Source organism: Bradyrhizobium sp. McL0616 (genome assembly GCF_049993385.1).
Classification (GTDB): Bacteria; Pseudomonadota; Alphaproteobacteria; order Rhizobiales; family Xanthobacteraceae; genus Bradyrhizobium.
In genome coordinates this window covers 3,543,827-3,562,995 of the sequence record NZ_CP188255.1, presented here as the reverse complement: position 1 = coordinate 3,562,995, position 19,169 = coordinate 3,543,827, and the positions used below count along the sequence as shown (strand labels likewise).

Sequence of the window (19,169 nt, the reverse complement as noted above, 5' to 3'; positions counted from 1 at the left end):
GGAGGCTGCCATGCACGCGAAATTCCTGAAGACACGCTTTGGAATTCTTTGCTCACTTCTCGCCGCTGTTGTCGCTCTGCCCTCCACCTCAAGCCAGGTCTCCGCGGGCGATGAGGCGTTCATCGTCTTGCCCGGCGAAGCATCCCGCTACAGCGGACAGCAAGGCCGAGAGGGAGATTTCACCGAACTGTTGGCGACGGCTGATAGAACTGGAGGTGTGCTCGGCTTCTTTCGTCAAACCATCGCACCCAAGAGCGGTCCCCCTACGCACCTGCACGAAATGGAAGCTGAGTTTTGTTACGTTGTGAGCGGTCAGTTTAACTTCAAACTAGGCGAACGCATTGTGAGCGCGCCTGCCGGGGCCTTTGTCTTCATTCCTCGCATTACTCCGCACACGTTCCAGAACACCGGGACGGAGCCCGGTGTATTGCTGTTCGGAGTGGCGCCCGGTGGTTTCGAAAAGATGTTCGCGGAGCGGCAAGGTGTGGATGCTGATACGAACCAGAAGCTGATGGCAAAGCACCACATGCAAGTCGTGGGGCCGCCTCTTCGGTAGGCGCAGGATCGAGTTTCTGCGTGGCTAAAGCACGATTGTAACTAGTCTAGTGACCGCGAAGGGCCCACGAAATGGACTCGTGCACTGCAGCAAATTAACATCTCTATTCGATTACCTCGTCGGCTCGGGCGAGCAGCGTCGGTGGCAGGTCGAGGCCGAGCGCCTTCGCTGTCTTTAGGTTAATCACCAGCTCGAACTTGGTCGGTTGTTCGACTGGCAATTCGGCAGGAGCAACACCTTTGAATATTCTAACTACGTACTGCGCCGAGCGCTTCCACATCGCCGACAAACGTGGACCGTAGCTTGCCAGCCCGCCAGCTTCGACGAATTCGCTGATTTGATAGATGTCAGGAATGCGAGCGGCTGCAGCAAAGGCGACGATCGACGGGCGAATGGAGTCCGCTAGAACGAATACGGCGTCACACCGTTCATTCGTGATATCTCGGAACGCTCGATCCAGATCGGCGGGCGTTGCAGCCATTATTGGAACAATTGAAAGATCCAGAACTTTGGCCGCGTCTCTCGAGACCACAACCTGTCCTGGGTGTGTCGGGTTGGATGACATCAAGACGGCGATCTTTTTAGCATTTGGGAGAATGGACTGAAGCACGTCGAAAATTTTGGTGATGCTGTCTCCGTACATATTTGCCAGACCGGTGATATTTCCTCCGGGATGCGAAAAGCTTTTCACGAAGCCGGACCCAATAGGATCGATTGCCGGGGTCATGACAATTGCAATGGATGATGTCGCACGTTGCGCTGCAGCAATTGCTGGCGTCGCTACAGCAACGATTACATCAGGACCTAACGCCACAAGTTCGTTTGCCAAGACGGGTAAGCGCTCGTTGTTTCCTTCAGCTGCCCGCCGGTCGATATGGAGGTTCTTGCCTTCGATGTAGCCGAGGCTATGCAACTCCTGTCTGAAGACTTCGACCAAATCCCCGGTGGGGCCGGTCAAAAAGCCCGGGATCAGAACCCCGACGCGCCAGGTTTGTTGTTGCTGCGTCCGCGCTGGCGCCGGCCATATGGCCGCAAAACATCCAAGTGTGGCAGCTCCACCAAAAATGAGAGCACGACGTCTCATTTGTCGCCTTGTCGGGACGGCGCCAAAATTCGACCGTCCAAATGCACCTTCCGGATCAAACCATTTTACCTTTCCGGCTAGAGCTTTGGAAGAGGGGAAAACGTTTGAGCAACAGGTAGTGCGAGACGCATGTCCGAGTTGGGTCAAACTGCGACTTCAACGCTTCTTCAGGGCCGGTCCGGTCTACACCGGATAGCGGACGCGGCCATGGTTCGCGTGAAGTTCAGCAGCGGGCCAACAGAGGAAGTGTCGTCGAGTGTAAACGGGGACGCGCGGTTGGGACCGAAGCGCTCACCTTTTTTCTATTTCGAAGCTGGAGCATAATCCAGCTAGCCCCTGCGCGGAGTCTTCCCCCGTGAGGTTGGTCAGGCCGGCACCGGTTTACGGACGGCGTCCGGGCCGCTCCAATGGGATCATCGTTAGAGCAGAAACGGCCGAGCGTGTTAGCTCTTTTGGGAAAACGCTCGAGTTGAGCCTACCGGTATTTTGTACCATATTTGAAACTGATCGCGTTGATTTGCTCCCGCGTCAATTCCCTTCGCGGCTCGCCGGGTCGATTGCAGGTTTCGCGGAAGAACGCATCCAAGCCGGTGGGCGTGACGATCCAAAGGAGCAGCAGCTCACTGTCCGGGTTCGCGAACCCGTGCCACGAGTTTTTCGGGATGAATATCGTCGAACCCTTCTCGAAGGGATGACGCACGTCGTTGAGTATAAATGTTCCGCTTCCGCCTAAAACGTAGAACGCTTCGTCCGAGTCAAAGTGTATGTGGATCGGAATGCCAGCCCCCATCGGCACCTCCTGAGTGCCGCAGGCCAAATTCTTGGAGCCTTTGATGGGATCAACCTTGATGATGATACTGCCAGGATTACGGTAGTGAATGAGATGTTCGCCCTCGGCTACGCCCATCACGTATCCATGCGCTTCAGTTTGAGCTTTCACTTCACCCTCCAGTAACTTGCGAGACGCCAATACCTAGCCATACCGACCAAGGAAAGATCGCCCGCCTTTTTCGGGGAATGTGAGCATAGCTCTTTGATGGGCCAAATGTCTCAGTTGGGTCAAAACGCGAGGTGGCGACCAGTTCGCGGATCGTCAGCTTATCCCTCAGAAGCAGACATTGGTCGGAGCGGCGCGGAGTTCCGAGATGGGCCGATTGTGTTGCAAAAGTCGAAAATTGAACAACCCTAGAAATCTCGCCGAAGTCGATTTCTAGACCTCTCCGCAGCTGCATTGCCTTTGAACGCCACTACGAAGGTTCGGGGTCGACTTTGGATGAAGCCATACGGTCCCTCACATCGTCGCGCGTAAGACGCGTCAGCGGCCCTAAGAATTTTCGTTCACCACCCCAAAAAGACTTTTGCAACAATATCGGCCATTAGCCGACGTCACTCGATTGGGGCTGCGCAGTATCTTCGACGCGTTCAACCCTGGAAATTGGACGATCGACGAGCGCTGCGGGGCTCATCGCAGCCCATGGACGAAAACGGCTTCCGTGGGTCGCACGAACAGAAAACGGCACGCCACAGATATTTGTGCGTGGGCGCTACCATCCTGGCCGATGATGATCAGCCCCGCTCCGCCATTGGCCACATTTAAAATGACGGGCTCTCCCTTCCAAGTCTTGATCGGCTCCATTCCGATGATGAGAAATTCGCCGATCGGCTGCTCAAAATATTGAAGCCTCAGTTGCGGGGCGACCTCTGCTGTCGCAAGCCCGAAACCCAGCTGTTGGGCGCGCGCATAAATGTCCGCCAGCGATGCCGTATCATCCTGAAAGCCGAGTTCGGCCGCGGACACCAAAAAAAGCTGCACGTCTATTTTCTTGGCGCTGAGCGTGAAGGCCGGCCGAGCGAGAATTTCTCCAGCCGAGTCTCCGATGCTGCAACCTGCTGCATCCAACGCATTAATGAGGGCAAACGAATTTGCGAAATTTCCTACTGTAATCGTCTTCCACACTGGAACAGCGGCGGCCGATCTGATCGGGATTGGCGGAATATTGGCTGAGGGAGTTTTGTTGAACGTCAAGTGGTTCCGTATCGCGTCCTGCGCCGTGCATTGTGCACTGGCTGAGCTCGCAGACAGGACGATGCACGTGATGCAAAGCATCGCGATCAAGAGAATGCCGCCATGACGCCATCCCCTCGAACGACAAGTTATGGCGCAGCCGACTTCCCAGCCAATAGTTCGCTCCACAGCAACCTTCCTTGCCCACGCTATTCAGGTGCGAGCCCCAATGCTCTGGCGGCATCCACCCAAATGGGCGTTTCGTCGTCGTACAGCTTCCTGAACGCGACGTGCCCCACGGCGGACTCGTCGATGCCATACTTGTCGAGCAGCTTCTGTATCCTCTCAGTCTTGCCTGCCTCTACCATCAGGCCCGAAAGGCGTTCAACGATTTCGCGCGGCATGTCGATGGGGCCAGCGAAAAACAGGTAACCGGCAAGAGCAAAGACCTTGGAGTCGAGACCCTGTTCGATAAACGTTGGAACGTCGGGAAGCTTTCTGTTCCGCACGGTCGTTTGCACGGCGATGGCTTTTCCGGCTCCGAACTCCAGCGCGTTGATGGCATTGGCGTAGCTCCCCATCGCCGCCTGAAGCACGCCAGCGGCAAAGTCCTGCCACATCGGCGATTCACCGCGGTAGTGCACGGCTTTCATCTGCAGCTCGTAGCGCTTGTTGAGTTCCGCAACGACGATATGCGCGTAGGAGCCTGGGCCCCAAGTCCCCACATTCGTCTGGTTATTGCGAGCGTATTCGACGAACTCCTTCAAGTTCGTGACGTTGGTCGCCTTGCCAACGACGAACGGCAGATGTCCTGCAGACATGCTGGAAATCAGCACGAAATCCCTGTCGGGGTCGTACGGCAAACTCTTGAAGAGCACGCGATTTTGCGCGAGAGCCGCTGTGGTGGCGAAAAGTAGCGTGTAACCATCCGGCGGCGCCTGCTTCACGGCTGCTGCGCCGATCGAACCGCTGGCGCCCGCCTTGTTCTCAACAATGACCGGCTGGCCTAGTTTCTGGGAGAGATATTCGCCGTAGATGCGCGCGCAGGAGTCCACCAATCCGCCGGCAGGATAGGCGCAAACGATTTTGATCGGCCTGGATGGCCACGTCTGGGTCCACCCGCTATCCGGACGAAAAAAGGCGATTGTGGCAGCGCCGGTCCCGATGAAGCCGCGGCGTGTGATTTTCAATGCCATGACGACCTCCCATCGTACTTCCCATTCGAGGATGCGTATCGCGGGCGCGGTACTGCCGGTCTTTACCGGCCAGCCTTACGTTCAATATCGAGTCGCGCGGCATTGCTGCGCAGTGAGGCAAGCCGTTGGCAGTGCTTATGGATTACCTCTCAAGCAATTTGTCGCTACCCAAAGGATGGTACCAAAGCGTCGCTGGGCGCGCTTGACATTCGGCTTACATTTTCCTGACCAACCGCATACTCTTTGCATTCCAGGCTGCGCTGGAGCGATCCCGGCAATTGGGACACTCAAAGGATTGAGGGCTTGCGCTATCTCTTCGAGGAGTACGCCTTCGACACCGACCGGCGCGAGCTGCATCTCGGAGATGGCGTTATCCCTCTCGCGCCACAGGTATTCGATCTGCTGCTTTACCTGATCCGCAACAGGGAGCGCGTCGTCAGCAAAGAGGAGCTCACCAACGCCATCTGGAACGGGCGCGCGGTGACCGACGCGGCACTCACAACCCGCCTGCGGGTCGCCCGCAGCGCGATCGGCGATTCCGGTGAGGAACAGCGATTGATAAAAACACTGCCGCGAAAGGGGTGGCGTTTTGTTGGATTGGTGCGGGAAGCCCAGACGCCCGCGGCCGCGGCTCTCACTGCCGATTTTACTGACGAGAGCTTTCAAAATATCACCCGTGCTCCCAACGGCGGTACGATGTCAATTTCGCGCGCAACGCCGCGTCTTTCCATTGTCGTGCTGCCATTCGCGAACATCGGAGGCGATCCCGAACAAGACTATTTCGTCGATGGCGTGACCGAGAGCCTGACCACCGACCTTTCGCGCATCAGCGGATCCTTCGTAATCGCACGGAACACCGCGTTCACCTTCAAGGGCAAAGCCGTCAATGTGAAGCAAGTCGGGCACGAGTTGTGCGTCCGCTATGTGCTCGAAGGCTCAGTGCAGCGAGGCGGCAACCGGCTTCGTGTGAATGTTCAGCTAATCGATTCCGAAACAGGCAATCACCTTTGGGCCGAACGCTTCGAGAAACCGGTCGCCGATCTGTTCGATACACAAGACGAAATCGTATCGCGGCTGGCAAACACGCTAAATGCTCAGCTCATTCAGGTTGAGGCACGGCGAGCGGGGCATTTATCCCATCCCGACGCGATGGATCTGTATTTCCAGGGCTGGGCTTGCGAGAACAATGGGACGACAGCGGAATACATGACGCAAGCGGAGTCCTTTTTCGACCAGGCCTTGGCACTTGATCCCGGGAATATTGAGGCGCTTGTCGGTTCGGCGCGGGTCAAGGCGGCGTTTGGCGCCAACTTAATGGGCGACGACTGGACCGCGCACTTCGTGGCGGCCGAGGCAATCTTGATCAAGGCTCTTTCCCTTGCGCCAAACCACGCTCGGGCCCATAGCGTCTTGGGCCTGGTCCGGTCAATGACCAACCGCGCGGTCCAAGGCATCGCTGAATGTGAACGGGCGTTGGCGCTGGATCACAATTTGGCCGACGCTCATGCCTTCATCGGTCTTGCCAAGTTTTTTCTCGGTCGCAGCGAAGAGACCGAGGCCCATATTTACGAAGCGCTTCGCCTCTCTCCTCGCGATAACAACGCCTATCGGTGGTTCATGTTTGCCGGTCTCGCCAAGCTGTTTCTCGGCGCTGACTTGGAAGCGGCTGCCTGGATGCGCCGGAGCATCGAGGCCAACCGAAATCATCCCGTCCCGCATTACTATCTCGCCGCCGCCCTGGCGCTGCTCGGCTCACTGCGCGAGGCGCGTGCCGCCGCGCAGGCGGCCGTTGTGCTTAATCCGACCTTCACCCTCCGCCGCTACCGAGCCCGCGTAGCGAGCGACCATCCGGCTTACCTCGCCGGGCGCGAGCGGGCCTGTGAGGGCATGCGAATTGCCGGGGTGCCGGAGGGGTGAGCAGCGGGAGGCTGCCCGTGCGACTTGATGTCCGTTCCGGGTCAAACGCGACGTGCTCGCAGTGAGCATCCGACGACCGTATTTGTCTCAGAAGCGGACTTCGACTGAACTGAATGAAATCGTGGTACAGTCCTCCTTCTGAGGCCGAAGGGAGGCTTCCATGCCAGGTCCGCCGCCTGACCATCCGCAACTACATGTGCTTCGTGGCAACCCCGGCAAGCGCCCGGCGCGCTCACCGCCCGAGCCTGCACGCGCTGACGAATGTCCTCCTCCGCCCGACCACCTGAACGCCTATGCGAGAGAGGAATGGCAACACATCGCGCCGGAACTTTATCGGCTGAATTTATTGACCATCCTCGATGTCAGCGCGCTCGCAGTTTACTGCAACGCTGCGGCTCAACTGCGGCAGGCCGAGGAGGCCCTCGAACAAATGGCAAAACAGGACCCACGTGGTCATGCCCTGACGATTGAGGGTAGCGCGGGCAGTCAGGTTACGAATCCATTGCTGCGCATCGCTTCGATGGCTATGGCCGACATGCGGCGCATCGGCACCCAATTTGGCCTAACGCCGTCTGGCCGCCTAAGGCTTGGTGGCATCGGCCCGCTGCCACCGCCCTCAAAGTTTAATGATCTGCTGGGCTGACAGTCTCAGTGATCGATCAAGGGTCCGGGGTTTCGGCCGCTCAGCTGCGCTCTTGGTCGTATTGCTCGAAGAAGGGACGGAGGTTGACCACAGGCCCTTCGACGTTGTCATCCATGATCGGCGTCAAGACGTAGCTTTCGGGGTCCATCTTCCAGCCCTTGATGCTGGGGCCAGACGCACCTCGCTCGCCGCGATCACCTTGGGGGCCCGGCTGTCCGCGCTTGCCTTGTCCGCACAGAAGCTGCCAATCGCTCCCCGGCGGCGTCTCGGACGTGGTACGCACCGCCACAAATGATGCAGAGTTGAGAATGCAAACGTCCAATTGGGCATAACGCTCGCCGGGTTGATAGGTCCCGCGTATCCGAAATGAGCGGCCATCCAGGCCCCCAGCAGCAACCAGTTGCCAGGCTCCGTCATCATCGGATGGCGGGCGGGCGGTATCCACGCGACATTGCCAGGTGCGGGGGAAGACTCCGCACGGGCGGCATAGTATGCTCAGCTTCGGAGGTGCACAGATGAAATGCGACCGTTCGGCCATGTCGGGCGAACGTCCGTTCAACATCCACAACCGGCACAAAAGCGGACATTCGCCAACGAACGCGATGGGCCAAAAGCGGTCGTCGCACGCCATACACTGAACAACAGAGGTCGCTTGCGAGCGACCTCTCTTTCGTGCTCAGCGTGGTGACAGCGATCAGCCTTTTTGAACTGCGGCCGCGGCCTTGCGTATCACGTCGATAACCACACCGGGCTGGGACAGCATTGGCACGTGGCTGCTCGCGACCTCGGTAACTGTCGCTCCCATGCGCTTCGAGACCCAGCGTTGCAGATCGGGATGCACAGTGTGGTCTTTCGTGGCCAGGATGTACCAGCTTGGTTTCGATCTCCACGCGATTTTGTCCGCGCTGAGCTTTTGTTGCTGGAACAGATCGTAGACGGGCGCGTAATGGGTTGCCCAAACCAGCTTCTGGTCTGCCTCGGAAAGATCACCTGCGAAGAACTCGGTGCCGCTCGGAAGCATCCAAGCACGCCCATCCGCCACCTCGACGCGAGAGAAAATGTCCGACGGATACTTGTCGAGCTGGTGCTGTACGGTTTCGCCGGCATCCGGAGCCACCGCTGCAATGTATACTAGCCCAACCACGCGCTCATCCGTGCCAGCGCCTGTAATGGTGGCCCCTCCGTAAGAATGACCGACCAGGAGGACGGGGCTGCCGACACGATTGAGTGTGCGCTTAACCGTAGCCAGATCCTCTTCGTAAGAGTCCAAGCCGTATTGAACGGCAATCACCTCATGCCCATCGGCCTGCAATGCAGGGATCACTTTACTGAAGCACGAGCCGTCAGCCCAAATGCCGTGGCAGAAAACGATCGTTGGTTTGGCGTTCATGGGGACTTGCCCTCCTGATCACAATTGAAGTGCGACAGGATGAACAAGGAGGTAAGGCGCGTCTTCCGAAATAGCACGGGCAAGGATAAGTCCCTTTCAAAATAGCTCTGGACCTACTTCCGCAATGAAGGCCGACATGCGCGACGGACATGCAGCTGCTTTTACTCGCCCACCGCGCGCAGGGTTGGCATCGCGGCCACGGACTTGCGCTCGCGCGCGGCGATCTGCTTTTTCGCCGCCGCCACCGCGCGGTCATGCTAAGCGACGATAGCCGCGCAAGCGCGCAGCTTGCCTGTGTCGCCGATCGTCGTCAGCATGTCGTCGAGGAAACGCTCCAGCGCGTGAGAAAAAGGTGAGGTCTTCGTTCCCATCCCCTCATGCCGTTTATACTGGGCGTTGCACGCCCTAGATGTGGTCTTTCAGGAGGTTGTCCATCTGGTCTGAACCGAGGAAGCTGAGGTTGCGAAGCTTCAGTGTTCCAAGGAGAGACCAGATGAACGTCCACAAGAATGCGCCTTTGACACCCAAAGGTCGAGAGGCGATGGTTCGAAGCGTGGTGGAGGGCGGGCTGAGCCAGGCCGACGCAGCTGACCTGTTCAACACGACACCGAAGACCGTCGCCAAGTGGGTCAAGCGCTTCCGCGCAGAAGGTGTGGAAGGGTTGCGTGATCGCTCCTCCAGACCCCATTCATCGCCGAGCCAAACCCCGCCAGCCACGTGCACGGTCATCGAGGCCTTGCGCCGGCAGCGCCACACCGGGAAGCAGATCGCAGCCGAGGTCGAGGTGTCGCCGGCCACCGTCAGCCGTGTCCTGCGCCGTTTGGGCTTGAACCGGATACGGGATCTGCAGCCGGCCGAGCCGGAACGCCGCTACGAGCGCGAGACCCCGGGCGAGATCATTCACATCGACATCAAAAAGCTCGGGCGTTTCCAGCGTGTCGGCCACCGCATCACCGGCGATCCGAGTGGTCCGAACAAGAGCCGCGGCGCCGGCTGGGATTTCGTCCACGTCTGCATTGACGACCATTCCCGCGTCGCCTTCTCCGAGATCAAGCCTGACGAGACGGCGGACAGCGCTGTTCCCTTTCTCAAGGCAGCTGTGGCCTATTACAAAAGCCTCGGCGTCACCGTTACGCGCGTCATGACCGACAATGGCAGTTGCTATCAGTCCTTCGCCTTCCGCGATGCTTGCGGGGACCTGGGCATCAAGCACATCCGCACCAAGCCTTACACGCCGAGAACAAACGGCAAGGCCGAGCGCTTCATCCAGACCGCACTTCGGGAATGGGCTTACGCCAAAGCGTATCCAACATCAGATCGGCGCGCCCAACAGCTGCCGATCTGGCTGCACCAATACAACTGGCACCGACCCCACGGTGGTATAAAATCTCAAACGCCGATCAGCAGGCTCGGTTTGACCGGGGACAACCTCTTGAGGCTCCACACCTAGATCGTCGGCCTGGAGACCGGATCGAGCAGCCGCTCGACCTCGACCTCGGCCGCCGCCTGGCGCGTCTGGGCGGTGCTGCCGCCGGATCGGCGCTCCTGCCGCTCGTAACGCTGGCGCAGTTTCTTGCCGAGATCCTCGGCCGATTGGCACTTTAGCGCATAACGCACCATGACGCGCAGGCTCGGCGCCCGCGGCGCCTTTTCCAGCCGCATCCGTCGCAGATCGCGGCTCGGCGGCGGCGGCACATCTTCCGGCAGCATGTACTTCCTCCCGTCGAGCAAGGGCTCGATCAACGGCACCGACACGTAGACGTGCAGCACCGCGCCATAACCGGAGAGTTGAGGCGCCACCGTGACCATGCTGCGCATGGGTGGACGGTGGCCGCGTTGCGGCGAGCGGTCAACCCGTTCTGGAAGGCCACGCAGGCTTACAGCGCGAGTCGCTGGTGCGTTATTTCGGGCTGCCCGCTACCTCGGCCCACATAAAAGGGGCCGCTCGCTGCCGCCCCTGTTCATGTTGTTTCACCTGTACTGGACGCCGGATCAGGCGACGAGCAGTGCGGCCTCCGGCTTGTTCTCCGGCGTCTCGGCCAGCGTCTCGCGCAGCGACCGCTCGATCACCATCGCCATCTCGCGCCGCAGGTCGAACTTGTCCCACCGGGCATAGACCGCCGTCACGCCCTTGCGCGTGTGCGCGAGCAGAGCGCCGATCTGTTCCAGCGAGTAGCCCGACCGATCGAGGATCGTCGCGGCGGTCCTGCGAAGGTCGTGCGGCGTCCATCGCTGCATCCTGAGCCCGTCAGCGATGCGCTGGGCCGCCTCGTGCAACTGGTTGCGTCCGCCAAGCTGCTTGAACAGTCGGGCGTCCGGATCGCTCTTGAGGTGTGGCCGCAGAAGTTCGAGCGCCGGGCCGGTGAGCGGCGTGATGAATGGGCTCCCGGCCTTCATGCGCTCGGCGGACAGCGACCAGTGCGGTCCGTGCTCGCTCGGCCCGCTCAAGTCGTGAAGTTCGCCACCGAACATGCCGGCCACCATTCCGGGCCGCGCCGCCGTCACGAGGATCAGCCGCAGCGCGGTTGCGGCATCGCGCGACACCTTAAACTGTTCCGGCGCGTCGAGGGCGTTCCAGACTAGCCGGATTTCGTCATTGTGCAGGAAGCGGGCGCGCGGGGGCCTGACACCGCCTGGTGCCGGAAGGTCGGCAAACGGGTTGACCGCCGTGAACTTGCGGCCGGGCTGCTTGGCCCATTTGAACAGCGTGTGGAGGATGTGCTTGGTCTGGTTCGCCGCTGCCTTCTTGCCCCGGTCGACGGCGATGTCGTGCAGCATGGCGGCGGCGTCGTCGTCGGTGATCGAGGACAGCGCCCGGTCGTTCCAGCCGTAGACGCGCCCGATCCGGATCAGCGTGTTGTGCGTCTGCTTTGTGGAGCGGAGCAGGACCAGCTTGGCGTCGTGATAGAGCGCAACGACCTCAGCGTAGGTCTTGGCTTTTTTTTCGACGTCGAGCCGCTCGGCCCTGGCCGCCTGCGGCGAGCCGCCGTTGGCAACGACCTTGCGCGCGTCGTTGGCAAGCTCGCGCGCCCGCGTCAAAGCCAGGTCGGAGTAACGGCCGAAGGTGAGCCATTCGACCTTGCCGGCAGCCCTGTTGCGGTAGGCGAAGGCGAAGGTCTTGACGCCTTTTGGCGTGATCCTGACGCAGAGGCCGGGACAGGTGGCATCACCGACCGTGTAGGCGCTGGCGCGCGGCTGATAGGACCGGATGGCCGCGTCGGTTAGCTTCGTTCTCATGGGGTGCCGTCTCTCGGGTGCTGTTAGCTGTGCTAACAAAATTGCGAAATACCTTGCTTCGCAATGAGACGCCGAGAGACGGCAGAAAAAGGGCAGAAAATGCAAGTTAGCCCACTGCCGCAGGCACTTACTTGTTGCATCCTGTTTCAAGCTGTCTCGCGTGTTCTCATTGCAAGACAGGAATTTATTTAGCTTCGCTAATCCGCCCTACGGACCTTGCGCGAACTGCTAGCGAGGATTCCGAGCTCCATCCTCGTCATTGCGAGGAGCGCTTGCGACGAAGCAATCCAGACTGCCACCGCGGAAAGATTCTGGATTGCGTCGCTACGCTCGCAATGACGGAGTATGCGGAAACATCGCGTAGCCCGCATGAGCAAAGCGACATGCGGGACCACTTGCCCCGCATATCGCTTCGCTCATCCGGGCTACGAAGTGACTACGACCTGCTACCGTGGAGATGCAGAAACGAGGCAAGACCGTCCACGAAGGTCGGATTCTCCGGTTCGTAGCTCAATGCCTTACGGTAGCACTCCTCGGCAAGAATGAGTTCGCCCAAATCTTCGTAACAACCCGCCAGACAGTATTGCGCGGTTCCGTGCTCCCAGCCCGAATCCTGCGCTATGATCTCGATATAAAGAGCTGCGGCTTCCTTCATGTGCCCAGCGTTCATGGCACCGAGCGCGCGCTGTTCGAGCTCCAATAAGTCGAGAGCTGTGCGTGCCAAATGTGTTCCCGGGTCGGAGACTTTAATGGCAAAGGCGCGCCCACCGGGCGCGCCTTCGTAATCCCTAAACCGCTCCCGCCTTCTGCGCATAGTCCCATGAGGCCTTCGACAGCGGCACGGTGCGCTTGGCGGATTCGAGCGCCTTGGCGTTGGCGGCGGTGCCGTCGCGGATGCGCCCGGCGATTCCCTGCGTGATGCCTGCGAGGCGGAACAGATTGTAGGAGAAGTACCAGTTGAGATCCGGCACGCTCATCTTGGTGACGTTGCAGTAGATCTGCGCGGCTTCTTCGACGCTCGGGATGTTCAGAGCCTTGAGATCGACACCCTGCAATCCCGGCATCACCCATTGCATCAACAGATAGGTGAAGTCGGCCATGGGATCGCCGAGCGTCGACAGCTCCCAATCCAGCACGGCCTGCACGCGCGGTTCCGTCGCGTGGAAAATCATGTTGTCGAGGCGATAGTCGCCGTGGACGATCGAGACGCGCGCCTGCTCCGGCACGGTCTTCGGCAACCATTCGGCGACTTTCTCGAATTCCGGAATGGTCTGGGTCTCGGACGCGCGATACTGCTTGGTCCAGCGGTCGATCTGCCGCGCGAAATAATTGCCGGGCTTGCCGAAGTCGCCAAGGCCGATCGCGACGGGATCGAACATGTGGAGTTGTGCCAGCGTCTCGATCTTGCTGGTGAATATCTTTCGGCGGTCTTCCGGCGTCTGGCTCGGCAGCGACGGATCCCAGAACACGCGGCCCTCTTCCATCGACATGATGTAGAAGGCGGAACCGATGACGCTGTCGTCCTGGCACAGCGCATAGGCGTGCGCGACCGGAAAGCCCTGCTTTCCCAGCGCCGCGATCACGCGGTATTCGCGATCGACCGCATGCGCCGACGGCAGCAATTTGCCGAACGGTTTTCTGCGCATCACATAGGATCGTTTCGGCGTGTTGAGCCGGTAGGTCGGATTGGACTGGCCGCCCTTGAACTGGAGGACGACCAGCGGGCCCTCATAGCCTTCGACGTTATCGCGCAGCCAGGCTTCGAGCCGCATCTCGTCGATGCGATGACGCTCCTCGACCGGCTTGGTGCCCGAGAACTCTTCGTCTTTCCTGACGCCGTCAGCCACGATGACGCTCCCTCTTCAGTCCTGACCATTTCAGGTCAGGCATGATCCTAATCGGTAACCGCTGGCGCACTTGCGTCAAGCGGTCATTCCGAATGCGGATCATGCTCTGTCGTTTCTTCAGATCGGGAGCGCCGACAGGCTCTCCCTCTTAATGACTGGGAGAATTGGCATACTTCCGAACTTCAAGCCTGGCAATGGCGCGATTGTGCACCTCGTCCGGACCGTCGGCGAGCCGCAGCGTGCGGATGCCTGCATAGTCCTTGGCAAGACCTGCCTCATCGGAAACGCCGGCGCCGCCAAAGGCCTGGATCGCCTCATCGATGATCTTCAGCGCCATGTTGGGCGCTGCGACCTTGATCATGGCGATCTCGGCCTGCGCCGTCTTGTTGCCGACCTTGTCCATCATGTCTGCGGCCTTGAGGCACAGCAGCCGCGTCATCTCGATGTTGGTGCGGGCTTCGCCGATGCGCTGCTCCCACACTGAATGCTCGACGATCTTCTTGCCGAAGGCAGTGCGCGACATCAGCCGCTTCACCATCTTCTCCAGCGCTTCCTCGGCCTTGCCGATGGTGCGCATGCAGTGATGGATGCGGCCCGGACCAAGACGGCCCTGCGCGATCTCGAAGCCGCGGCCCTCCCCTAACAGGATGTTCTCCTTCGGCACCCGCACGTTCTCGAGCAGCACCTGGGCGTGGCCATGCGGTGCGTCGTCGAAGCCGAATACGGGGAGCATCTTCTCAACCTTGATGCCGGGGGTGTCGAGCGGAACCAGGATCTGCGATTGCTGCTGATGCTTGGCGGCCTTGAAATCGGTCTTGCCCATCAGGATCGCGATCTTGCAGCGGGGATCGCCGACGCCGGACGACCACCATTTGCGGCCGTTGATGACGTAGTGATCGCCGTCGCGCGCGATGCTGGTCTCGATGTTGGTCGCGTCCGACGAGGCAACCGCTGGTTCCGTCATCAGGAAGGCGGAGCGAATCTCGCCGTCCATCAGCGGGCGCAGCCACTTGCGCTTCTGCTCCTTGGACCCGTAGCGCATGAACACTTCCATGTTGCCGGTGTCGGGCGCGGAACAGTTGAACACTTCCGAAGCCCAGGAGATGTGGCCCATCTGCTCCGACAGCAGTGCGTATTCCAGATTGCTCAATCCCGCGCCGCGGAATTCGTCGTCTTCATGCTCGTTCGGCGGCATGAACATGTTCCAGAGACCTTCCGCCTTCGCCTTCTTCTTGAGGTCCTCCAGAACGGGGATCACCTTCCAGCGCTCGCCGCTGTGATCCTGCTCGTTGTAGATCGGCACCGCCGGACGCACGTGCTTGGTCATGAAGGACTGCACGCGGTCGAGCCATTCCTTCTGCTTGGGGGACAGATCGAAATCCATGGGACGCTCCTCGTTTCTCTTCTCACAAATGCTTTTGCGCCGGACTGTCCTCCCGCCGCGCACGGCCCGCAAGCGCCATTCGAACACCTTGCGGATGCGAGCTATGGAACCTTCGCCACGGGGTGCGGCGCAATTCCATCATGCGGATTGACTTTTCCCGGCCTTCAAACGATAGTTTCATACAACTGTTTGAATTGCAACTCCCTCCCCGAGGGGTCCCATGGCCAGCGATCAGACCCGGACATCCATACTCGCCGCCGCCGAACGGCTCTATGCCGATCGCGGTTTCGGCGATGTGACGCTGCGCGACATCGTCGCGGAGGCCAGTGTCAATTTGGCCGCCGTGAACTATCATTTCGGTTCGAAGGACGAGTTGATCGCGGAATTGTTCGTCACCCGCTCGATCGCCACCAACCGCGAGCGCCTGCACGAATTGAAAATGGCGGAAGAACAAGGCGGTGGCCGCGCGCCGATCGAGGTGATCCTGCGCGCATTGGTCGGCCCGACCTTGCGCGGCTGTCTCGGACCGGAGAACCAACGCTCCACCGCGGCGCGCTTCATGATCCGCGCCTCGATCGAATCCGTGCCGCCGATCCGCCGCATCAAGAACCGCGAGATCGACCATTTGCGGAAGTTCGTCGGCGCGATGCGCCGCGCCCTGCCCGACCGCAGCGATGTCGATATCTACTGGGGGCTGAACTTCGCGCTCGCCATGGCGCACCACACCATCCGCGAGAGCGAGCGGCTGACGAAATTGTCGGAAGGCAAATGCGATCTCGACGACGTCGAGGACGTCGTCGCGCGCGTCGTCAGCGTGGCGACGATGGCGCTGACGATGGGAAAGATCGAGGCCAAGGCGCCAGCGCGCGCGCTGGCGAGAGACGCGCGCTGATCCCTCACATCATCGCGATGCAGTCGATCTCGACGTCGAAGGGCCCGAACCATTCCGGCGTACAGACGAAGATCCGCGCCGGCGGATCAATCGGGAAGTGGCGCGCATAGACCGCGTTGAACGCGGCGAAGTGCTTGGTCGAGGTGCAGTAGACGTTGCACTTCATGACGTTGTCGAGCGATGCGCCGGCCGTCTCCAGGCACAGCTTCATCTGCTCCATGATGATCTCGCTCTGCCGCTCGATCGGCATCTCCTTAAGCTCGCCCGTCTCGGGGTCGAATGGCGGTAGTCCCGCCACGAAGATCATGTTGCCGGCACGCGTCACCGGCGAGGTCGGCGCCTTCCAGCGGTCGAGATAGGACGAGATCGGTTCGACGCGGAGCGCTTCGCGTTTCATCGGCGGCCACCTTCGGTTCAAGCGAGACTGATGCCTGACTACATTATCTTGCAGCCGGCATGCTTCGCTTCTGATCGAAGTGTGGTTGCGCGGGCCGGGCTAGACCCGTTGCGGCATCTCCTCGGCTTCTTCCTTGGCGAGCAGCAGCAGCATCTCGATGCCCATGTCGCCTTCCTGCGGCGAGCGGATGAACTTTATTTCTTCGGCACTTTGCCGCAACGCGGCAATGATCGCGACGGCCTGATTGGCCGTTGCCGCCTCCGTCGCCAGAATTGCCTTCTGGTTCTTGGCTTGAAACCCGATCGTATAGGACATGCACTTCTCTCCCGAACCCAGTGGAGGGATCGAATCTGAGTCGCGGGCGAAGCGGAAGCCTGTGTATCTACGGACCGGGTTTATCTGGGGATTGCGCGCAAGCCTCACGCAAGTCCGAGCATCGCGCGCGCATCGGCAGCCGTTGCGATCGTCGCGCCAAGGCTTTTCAGGATGCCCGCGGCATGCGCAACCAGCTCGGCATTGGTCTTTGCCAGCACGCCCTTCGACAAATAGAGATTGTCCTCCATGCCGACGCGGACATGGCCGCCGAGCAACCAGGCCTGCGCGACCATCGGGAACTCGGCGCGGCCGATGCCGAAGCCGGACCAGATCGCACCCGGCGGCAACAGGCCGCGCGCATAGAACATCGTCTCCGGCGTGGCGGAAAAGCCGTACTTCACCCCTAGCACGAGCGAGAACAGGCCGGGCCCCTTCAGCGTGCCGTCGGCGAACAGGTCGCGGGCCAGATGGCAGTCGCCGGAATCGAACAGCTCGATTTCCGGCAGCACGCCGGCCGCTGTCATCCGCTCGGCCATGATGCGGACGTTGCGCGGCGTATCACGACCTCGCCGCCGGAATTCATGGTGTTGAGGTCGAGCGTGCAGATGTCGGGCTTGAGCAGCTCGATATGCTCGACGCGCTTTTCCGGGGGGAGCAGCGTCGTGCCCGGGCCGGCCACGCGGGGATCCTCGACCGAGGGCACGAAACGCCCGCCAGGGCCGGTCGTGAGGTTGATGATCAGGCTCTTGTTGCGGGCGCGGATCTTCTCCACCACCTCGCGGTAAAGGTCGGTCGACATCGAGGGCCGGCCGGTCGCGGGATCGCGCACATGGATGTGCACGATGGCAGCGCCCGCTTCGGCCGCTTCCAGCGCGGATGTCGCGATCTGCTCAGGTGTGATCGGCAGATAGGGCGACTGCTCGGGCTTTGTCAGATTGCCTGTGATGGCGCAGGTGATGATGGTCTTGCCGGTGGTCACTAGATGATACCCTGTTTCTTCAGCGTCTCGATCTTGTCGGCATCATAGCCGAGCTTGCCGCCGAGAACTTCCTGGGTGTGCTCGCCCAGCAGCGGCGGGGCGCGATACGTCTCGATCGGCGTCTCCGAGAAGGTCAGCGCGTTGCGGATCAGCGACAGCTCGGGCTCGAACTTGTGCTCGGTCTTCACCCGCATGCCGCGCGACTGGACGTGAGGATCGTTGAACACCTGCTCGAAATTGTTGATCGGACCCGAGGGCACGCCGGCCTCCTCCAGCCTGTCCAGCCAGTACGCCACCGGCTTTTTAAGGAACAGGCCGGCGAAGATCGCCATGATCTCCTTGCCGTGCACGACGCGGTCGTTGTTCTTGACGAAGCGCTTGTCGCTGGCGAGCTCGGGCTCGCCGAGTACCGCACAGGTGCGCTGGAACTGGCCGTCATTGCCGACCACCAGCATCAGTTCGCCGTCGGTGCAGCGGAACACGCCGGCCGGCATGCCGCCATTGCCCCAGGTGCCGCGACGCGGCGGTGTCTTGCCGTTGACGAGGTAGATCTGGAGCCAGTGGCTGAGCGAGGCGATCACAGTATCGAACAGGCAGACGTCGAGGTGCTGTCCTACGCCACCATTGGCGTCGCGATTATAGAGTGCCGAGAGAATCCCGATCGAGGTGTTCATGCCGGTCATGTAGTCGACGATCGACGGGCCAACCTTCATGGGGCCCTCACCCGGCTCGCCGTCGATATGGCCGGTGACGCTCATCAGGCCGCCCATCGCCTGGAGGATGGCGTCGTAGCCGGCGCGCGGCGCGTACGGGCCTGTCTGGCCGAAGCCGGTCACCGAGCAATAGATGATGCGGGGGTTGATCGCCTTGATCGTCTCGTAGTCGAGGCCGTAGCGCTTGAGATCTCCGACCTTGTAGTTCTCCATGAAGACGTCGACGTCTTTCGCGAGCTCGCGGATGATCGCCTGCCCCTCGGGCTTGGCAATGTTGACCGTGACCGACTTCTTGTTGCGGTTGGCGCAGAGATAGAACGAGTTGTTGTTGTTGGCCTTGCCCTCGGGGTCGGTCAGGTAAGGCGGGCCGAAGGCGCGCGCGTCGTCACCGGTGCCCGGCCGCTCGATCTTGATCACCTCGGCACCGAGATCGCCCATCATCTGGGCCGACAAGGGCCCGGCGAGCACGCGCGTGAGATCAAGGATCTTGATGCCTGAGAGCGGCAAGGCCGACATGTCGATTTCCTCCGGGGAACTGGAACTTAATCTGGATCTTGGCGCGGCGGCCTCAGCCAAGCCGCGCTCCCTGCGGATACACCATTTTGGCGCCTTGA

19 protein-coding genes and 1 pseudogene are annotated in these 19,169 nt (G+C 60.5%); 5 read left to right on the top strand and 15 right to left on the bottom strand.

All coding sequences use genetic code 11. The annotated features are described in order from the left end of the window. Positions 1 to 10 precede the first annotated feature (10 nt). A complete protein-coding gene (locus ACPPVR_RS17055) occupies positions 11 to 556 on the top strand; it encodes a cupin domain-containing protein (RefSeq protein WP_426615346.1) in 546 nt (181 codons plus the stop codon). Between the two features lie 103 nt (positions 557 to 659). Here the strand turns inward: ACPPVR_RS17055 and ACPPVR_RS17050 are convergent, their stop codons facing one another. From ACPPVR_RS17050 to ACPPVR_RS17035, 4 genes are all read right to left on the bottom strand, one after another. After that, complete coding sequence (locus tag ACPPVR_RS17050) at positions 660 to 1,640, bottom strand: ABC transporter substrate-binding protein (protein ID WP_426615345.1); 981 nt, start codon at positions 1,638 to 1,640, stop codon at positions 660 to 662. 475 nt (positions 1,641 to 2,115) lie between these two features. Next, complete coding sequence (locus ACPPVR_RS17045; protein WP_426615344.1) at positions 2,116 to 2,580, bottom strand: cupin domain-containing protein; 465 nt, start codon at positions 2,578 to 2,580, stop codon at positions 2,116 to 2,118. Positions 2,581 to 3,102: 522 nt separating this feature from the next. Continuing rightward, positions 3,103 to 3,666, bottom strand: a complete 564-nt coding sequence (locus ACPPVR_RS17040) for a hypothetical protein (RefSeq protein WP_426615343.1) — start codon at positions 3,664 to 3,666, stop codon at positions 3,103 to 3,105. A gap of 188 nt (positions 3,667 to 3,854) precedes the next feature. Next, the gene (locus tag ACPPVR_RS17035) at positions 3,855 to 4,841 is read right to left on the bottom strand and encodes a Bug family tripartite tricarboxylate transporter substrate binding protein (RefSeq protein ID WP_426615342.1); all 987 of its coding nucleotides are present in this window, start codon (positions 4,839 to 4,841) and stop codon (positions 3,855 to 3,857) included. A gap of 303 nt (positions 4,842 to 5,144) precedes the next feature. On the opposite strand from ACPPVR_RS17035, the gene ACPPVR_RS17030 reads away from it, so the two are divergent. Both ACPPVR_RS17030 and ACPPVR_RS17025 read left to right on the top strand, forming a co-directional pair. Continuing rightward, a complete protein-coding gene (locus ACPPVR_RS17030; RefSeq protein WP_426615341.1) occupies positions 5,145 to 6,758 on the top strand; it encodes a winged helix-turn-helix domain-containing tetratricopeptide repeat protein in 1,614 nt (537 codons plus the stop codon). A gap of 160 nt (positions 6,759 to 6,918) precedes the next feature. Continuing rightward, the gene (locus ACPPVR_RS17025) at positions 6,919 to 7,401 is read left to right on the top strand and encodes a phage terminase small subunit P27 family (protein ID WP_426615340.1); all 483 of its coding nucleotides are present in this window, start codon (positions 6,919 to 6,921) and stop codon (positions 7,399 to 7,401) included. A 40-nt stretch (positions 7,402 to 7,441) separates the two neighbouring features. On the opposite strand, the gene ACPPVR_RS17020 is transcribed toward ACPPVR_RS17025, so the two are convergent. Together ACPPVR_RS17020 and ACPPVR_RS17015 are read right to left on the bottom strand one after the other, a co-directional pair. Then, positions 7,442 to 7,846, bottom strand: coding sequence for a hypothetical protein (locus tag ACPPVR_RS17020; RefSeq protein WP_426615339.1), 405 nt, complete (start codon positions 7,844 to 7,846; stop codon positions 7,442 to 7,444). Between the two features lie 249 nt (positions 7,847 to 8,095). Further along, entirely contained in the window at positions 8,096 to 8,791 is a 696-nt protein-coding gene (locus ACPPVR_RS17015; protein WP_426615338.1) for an alpha/beta fold hydrolase, read from the bottom strand. Between the two features lie 493 nt (positions 8,792 to 9,284). Here ACPPVR_RS17015 and ACPPVR_RS17010 point away from each other — a divergent pair, with 493 nt between their 5' ends. Next, on the top strand, positions 9,285 to 10,241 hold the full coding sequence (locus ACPPVR_RS17010; protein ID WP_426612209.1) for an IS481 family transposase: 957 nt from the start codon (positions 9,285 to 9,287) through the stop codon (positions 10,239 to 10,241). Here the strand turns inward: ACPPVR_RS17010 and ACPPVR_RS17005 are convergent. From ACPPVR_RS17005 to ACPPVR_RS16985, 5 genes are all read right to left on the bottom strand, one after another. Then, positions 10,238 to 10,609, bottom strand: coding sequence for a hypothetical protein (locus ACPPVR_RS17005; protein ID WP_426615337.1), 372 nt, complete (start codon positions 10,607 to 10,609; stop codon positions 10,238 to 10,240). The two genes, ACPPVR_RS17010 and ACPPVR_RS17005, sit on opposite strands and share 4 nt — an antisense overlap. Before the next feature lie 174 nt (positions 10,610 to 10,783). After that, positions 10,784 to 12,028: a tyrosine-type recombinase/integrase gene (locus ACPPVR_RS17000; RefSeq protein WP_426615336.1), complete on the bottom strand. Its 1,245-nt coding sequence runs from the start codon at positions 12,026 to 12,028 to the stop codon at positions 10,784 to 10,786. Positions 12,029 to 12,464: 436 nt separating this feature from the next. Beyond that, the gene (locus ACPPVR_RS16995) at positions 12,465 to 12,752 is read right to left on the bottom strand and encodes a tetratricopeptide repeat protein (protein ID WP_426615335.1); all 288 of its coding nucleotides are present in this window, start codon (positions 12,750 to 12,752) and stop codon (positions 12,465 to 12,467) included. Positions 12,753 to 12,816: 64 nt separating this feature from the next. Continuing rightward, complete coding sequence (locus tag ACPPVR_RS16990) at positions 12,817 to 13,875, bottom strand: phosphotransferase family protein (protein ID WP_426615334.1); 1,059 nt, start codon at positions 13,873 to 13,875, stop codon at positions 12,817 to 12,819. 148 nt (positions 13,876 to 14,023) lie between these two features. Next, positions 14,024 to 15,259: an acyl-CoA dehydrogenase family protein gene (locus ACPPVR_RS16985; RefSeq protein WP_426615333.1), complete on the bottom strand. Its 1,236-nt coding sequence runs from the start codon at positions 15,257 to 15,259 to the stop codon at positions 14,024 to 14,026. 220 nt (positions 15,260 to 15,479) lie between these two features. Between ACPPVR_RS16985 and ACPPVR_RS16980 the strand changes: the two genes are divergently transcribed. Next, positions 15,480 to 16,151, top strand: coding sequence for a TetR/AcrR family transcriptional regulator (locus ACPPVR_RS16980; protein ID WP_426615332.1), 672 nt, complete (start codon positions 15,480 to 15,482; stop codon positions 16,149 to 16,151). 4 nt (positions 16,152 to 16,155) lie between these two features. Here ACPPVR_RS16980 and ACPPVR_RS16975 read toward each other — a convergent pair whose 3' ends face one another. From ACPPVR_RS16975 to ACPPVR_RS16960, 4 genes and pseudogenes are all read right to left on the bottom strand, one after another. Beyond that, complete coding sequence (locus ACPPVR_RS16975) at positions 16,156 to 16,548, bottom strand: RidA family protein (protein ID WP_426615331.1); 393 nt, start codon at positions 16,546 to 16,548, stop codon at positions 16,156 to 16,158. Positions 16,549 to 16,647: 99 nt separating this feature from the next. After that, on the bottom strand, positions 16,648 to 16,863 hold the full coding sequence (locus ACPPVR_RS16970) for a hypothetical protein (protein ID WP_426615330.1): 216 nt from the start codon (positions 16,861 to 16,863) through the stop codon (positions 16,648 to 16,650). Positions 16,864 to 16,967: 104 nt separating this feature from the next. Then, a pseudogene (locus tag ACPPVR_RS16965) lies at positions 16,968 to 17,842 on the bottom strand (3-keto-5-aminohexanoate cleavage protein). Then, positions 17,842 to 19,071: a CaiB/BaiF CoA transferase family protein gene (locus ACPPVR_RS16960; protein ID WP_426615329.1), complete on the bottom strand. Its 1,230-nt coding sequence runs from the start codon at positions 19,069 to 19,071 to the stop codon at positions 17,842 to 17,844. The pseudogene ACPPVR_RS16965 and the gene ACPPVR_RS16960 overlap by 1 nt, the downstream one beginning before the upstream one ends. Positions 19,072 to 19,169 lie beyond the last annotated feature (98 nt).

Coding starts and splice junctions, on each gene's coding strand:
- ACPPVR_RS17055 (WP_426615346.1), top strand. CDS start 11: ATGCACGCGAAATTCCTGAAGACACGCTTTGGAATTCTTTGCTCACTT.
- ACPPVR_RS17050 (WP_426615345.1), bottom strand. CDS start 1,640: ATGAGACGTCGTGCTCTCATTTTTGGTGGAGCTGCCACACTTGGATGT.
- ACPPVR_RS17035 (WP_426615342.1), bottom strand. CDS start 4,841: ATGGCATTGAAAATCACACGCCGCGGCTTCATCGGGACCGGCGCTGCC.
- ACPPVR_RS17025 (WP_426615340.1), top strand. CDS start 6,919: ATGCCAGGTCCGCCGCCTGACCATCCGCAACTACATGTGCTTCGTGGC.
- ACPPVR_RS17015 (WP_426615338.1), bottom strand. CDS start 8,791: ATGAACGCCAAACCAACGATCGTTTTCTGCCACGGCATTTGGGCTGAC.
- ACPPVR_RS17010 (WP_426612209.1), top strand. CDS start 9,285: ATGAACGTCCACAAGAATGCGCCTTTGACACCCAAAGGTCGAGAGGCG.
- ACPPVR_RS17005 (WP_426615337.1), bottom strand. CDS start 10,609: ATGCGCAGCATGGTCACGGTGGCGCCTCAACTCTCCGGTTATGGCGCG.
- ACPPVR_RS17000 (WP_426615336.1), bottom strand. CDS start 12,028: ATGAGAACGAAGCTAACCGACGCGGCCATCCGGTCCTATCAGCCGCGC.
- ACPPVR_RS16985 (WP_426615333.1), bottom strand. CDS start 15,259: ATGGATTTCGATCTGTCCCCCAAGCAGAAGGAATGGCTCGACCGCGTG.
- ACPPVR_RS16980 (WP_426615332.1), top strand. CDS start 15,480: ATGGCCAGCGATCAGACCCGGACATCCATACTCGCCGCCGCCGAACGG.
- ACPPVR_RS16975 (WP_426615331.1), bottom strand. CDS start 16,548: ATGAAACGCGAAGCGCTCCGCGTCGAACCGATCTCGTCCTATCTCGAC.
- ACPPVR_RS16970 (WP_426615330.1), bottom strand. CDS start 16,863: ATGTCCTATACGATCGGGTTTCAAGCCAAGAACCAGAAGGCAATTCTG.
- ACPPVR_RS16960 (WP_426615329.1), bottom strand. CDS start 19,071: ATGTCGGCCTTGCCGCTCTCAGGCATCAAGATCCTTGATCTCACGCGC.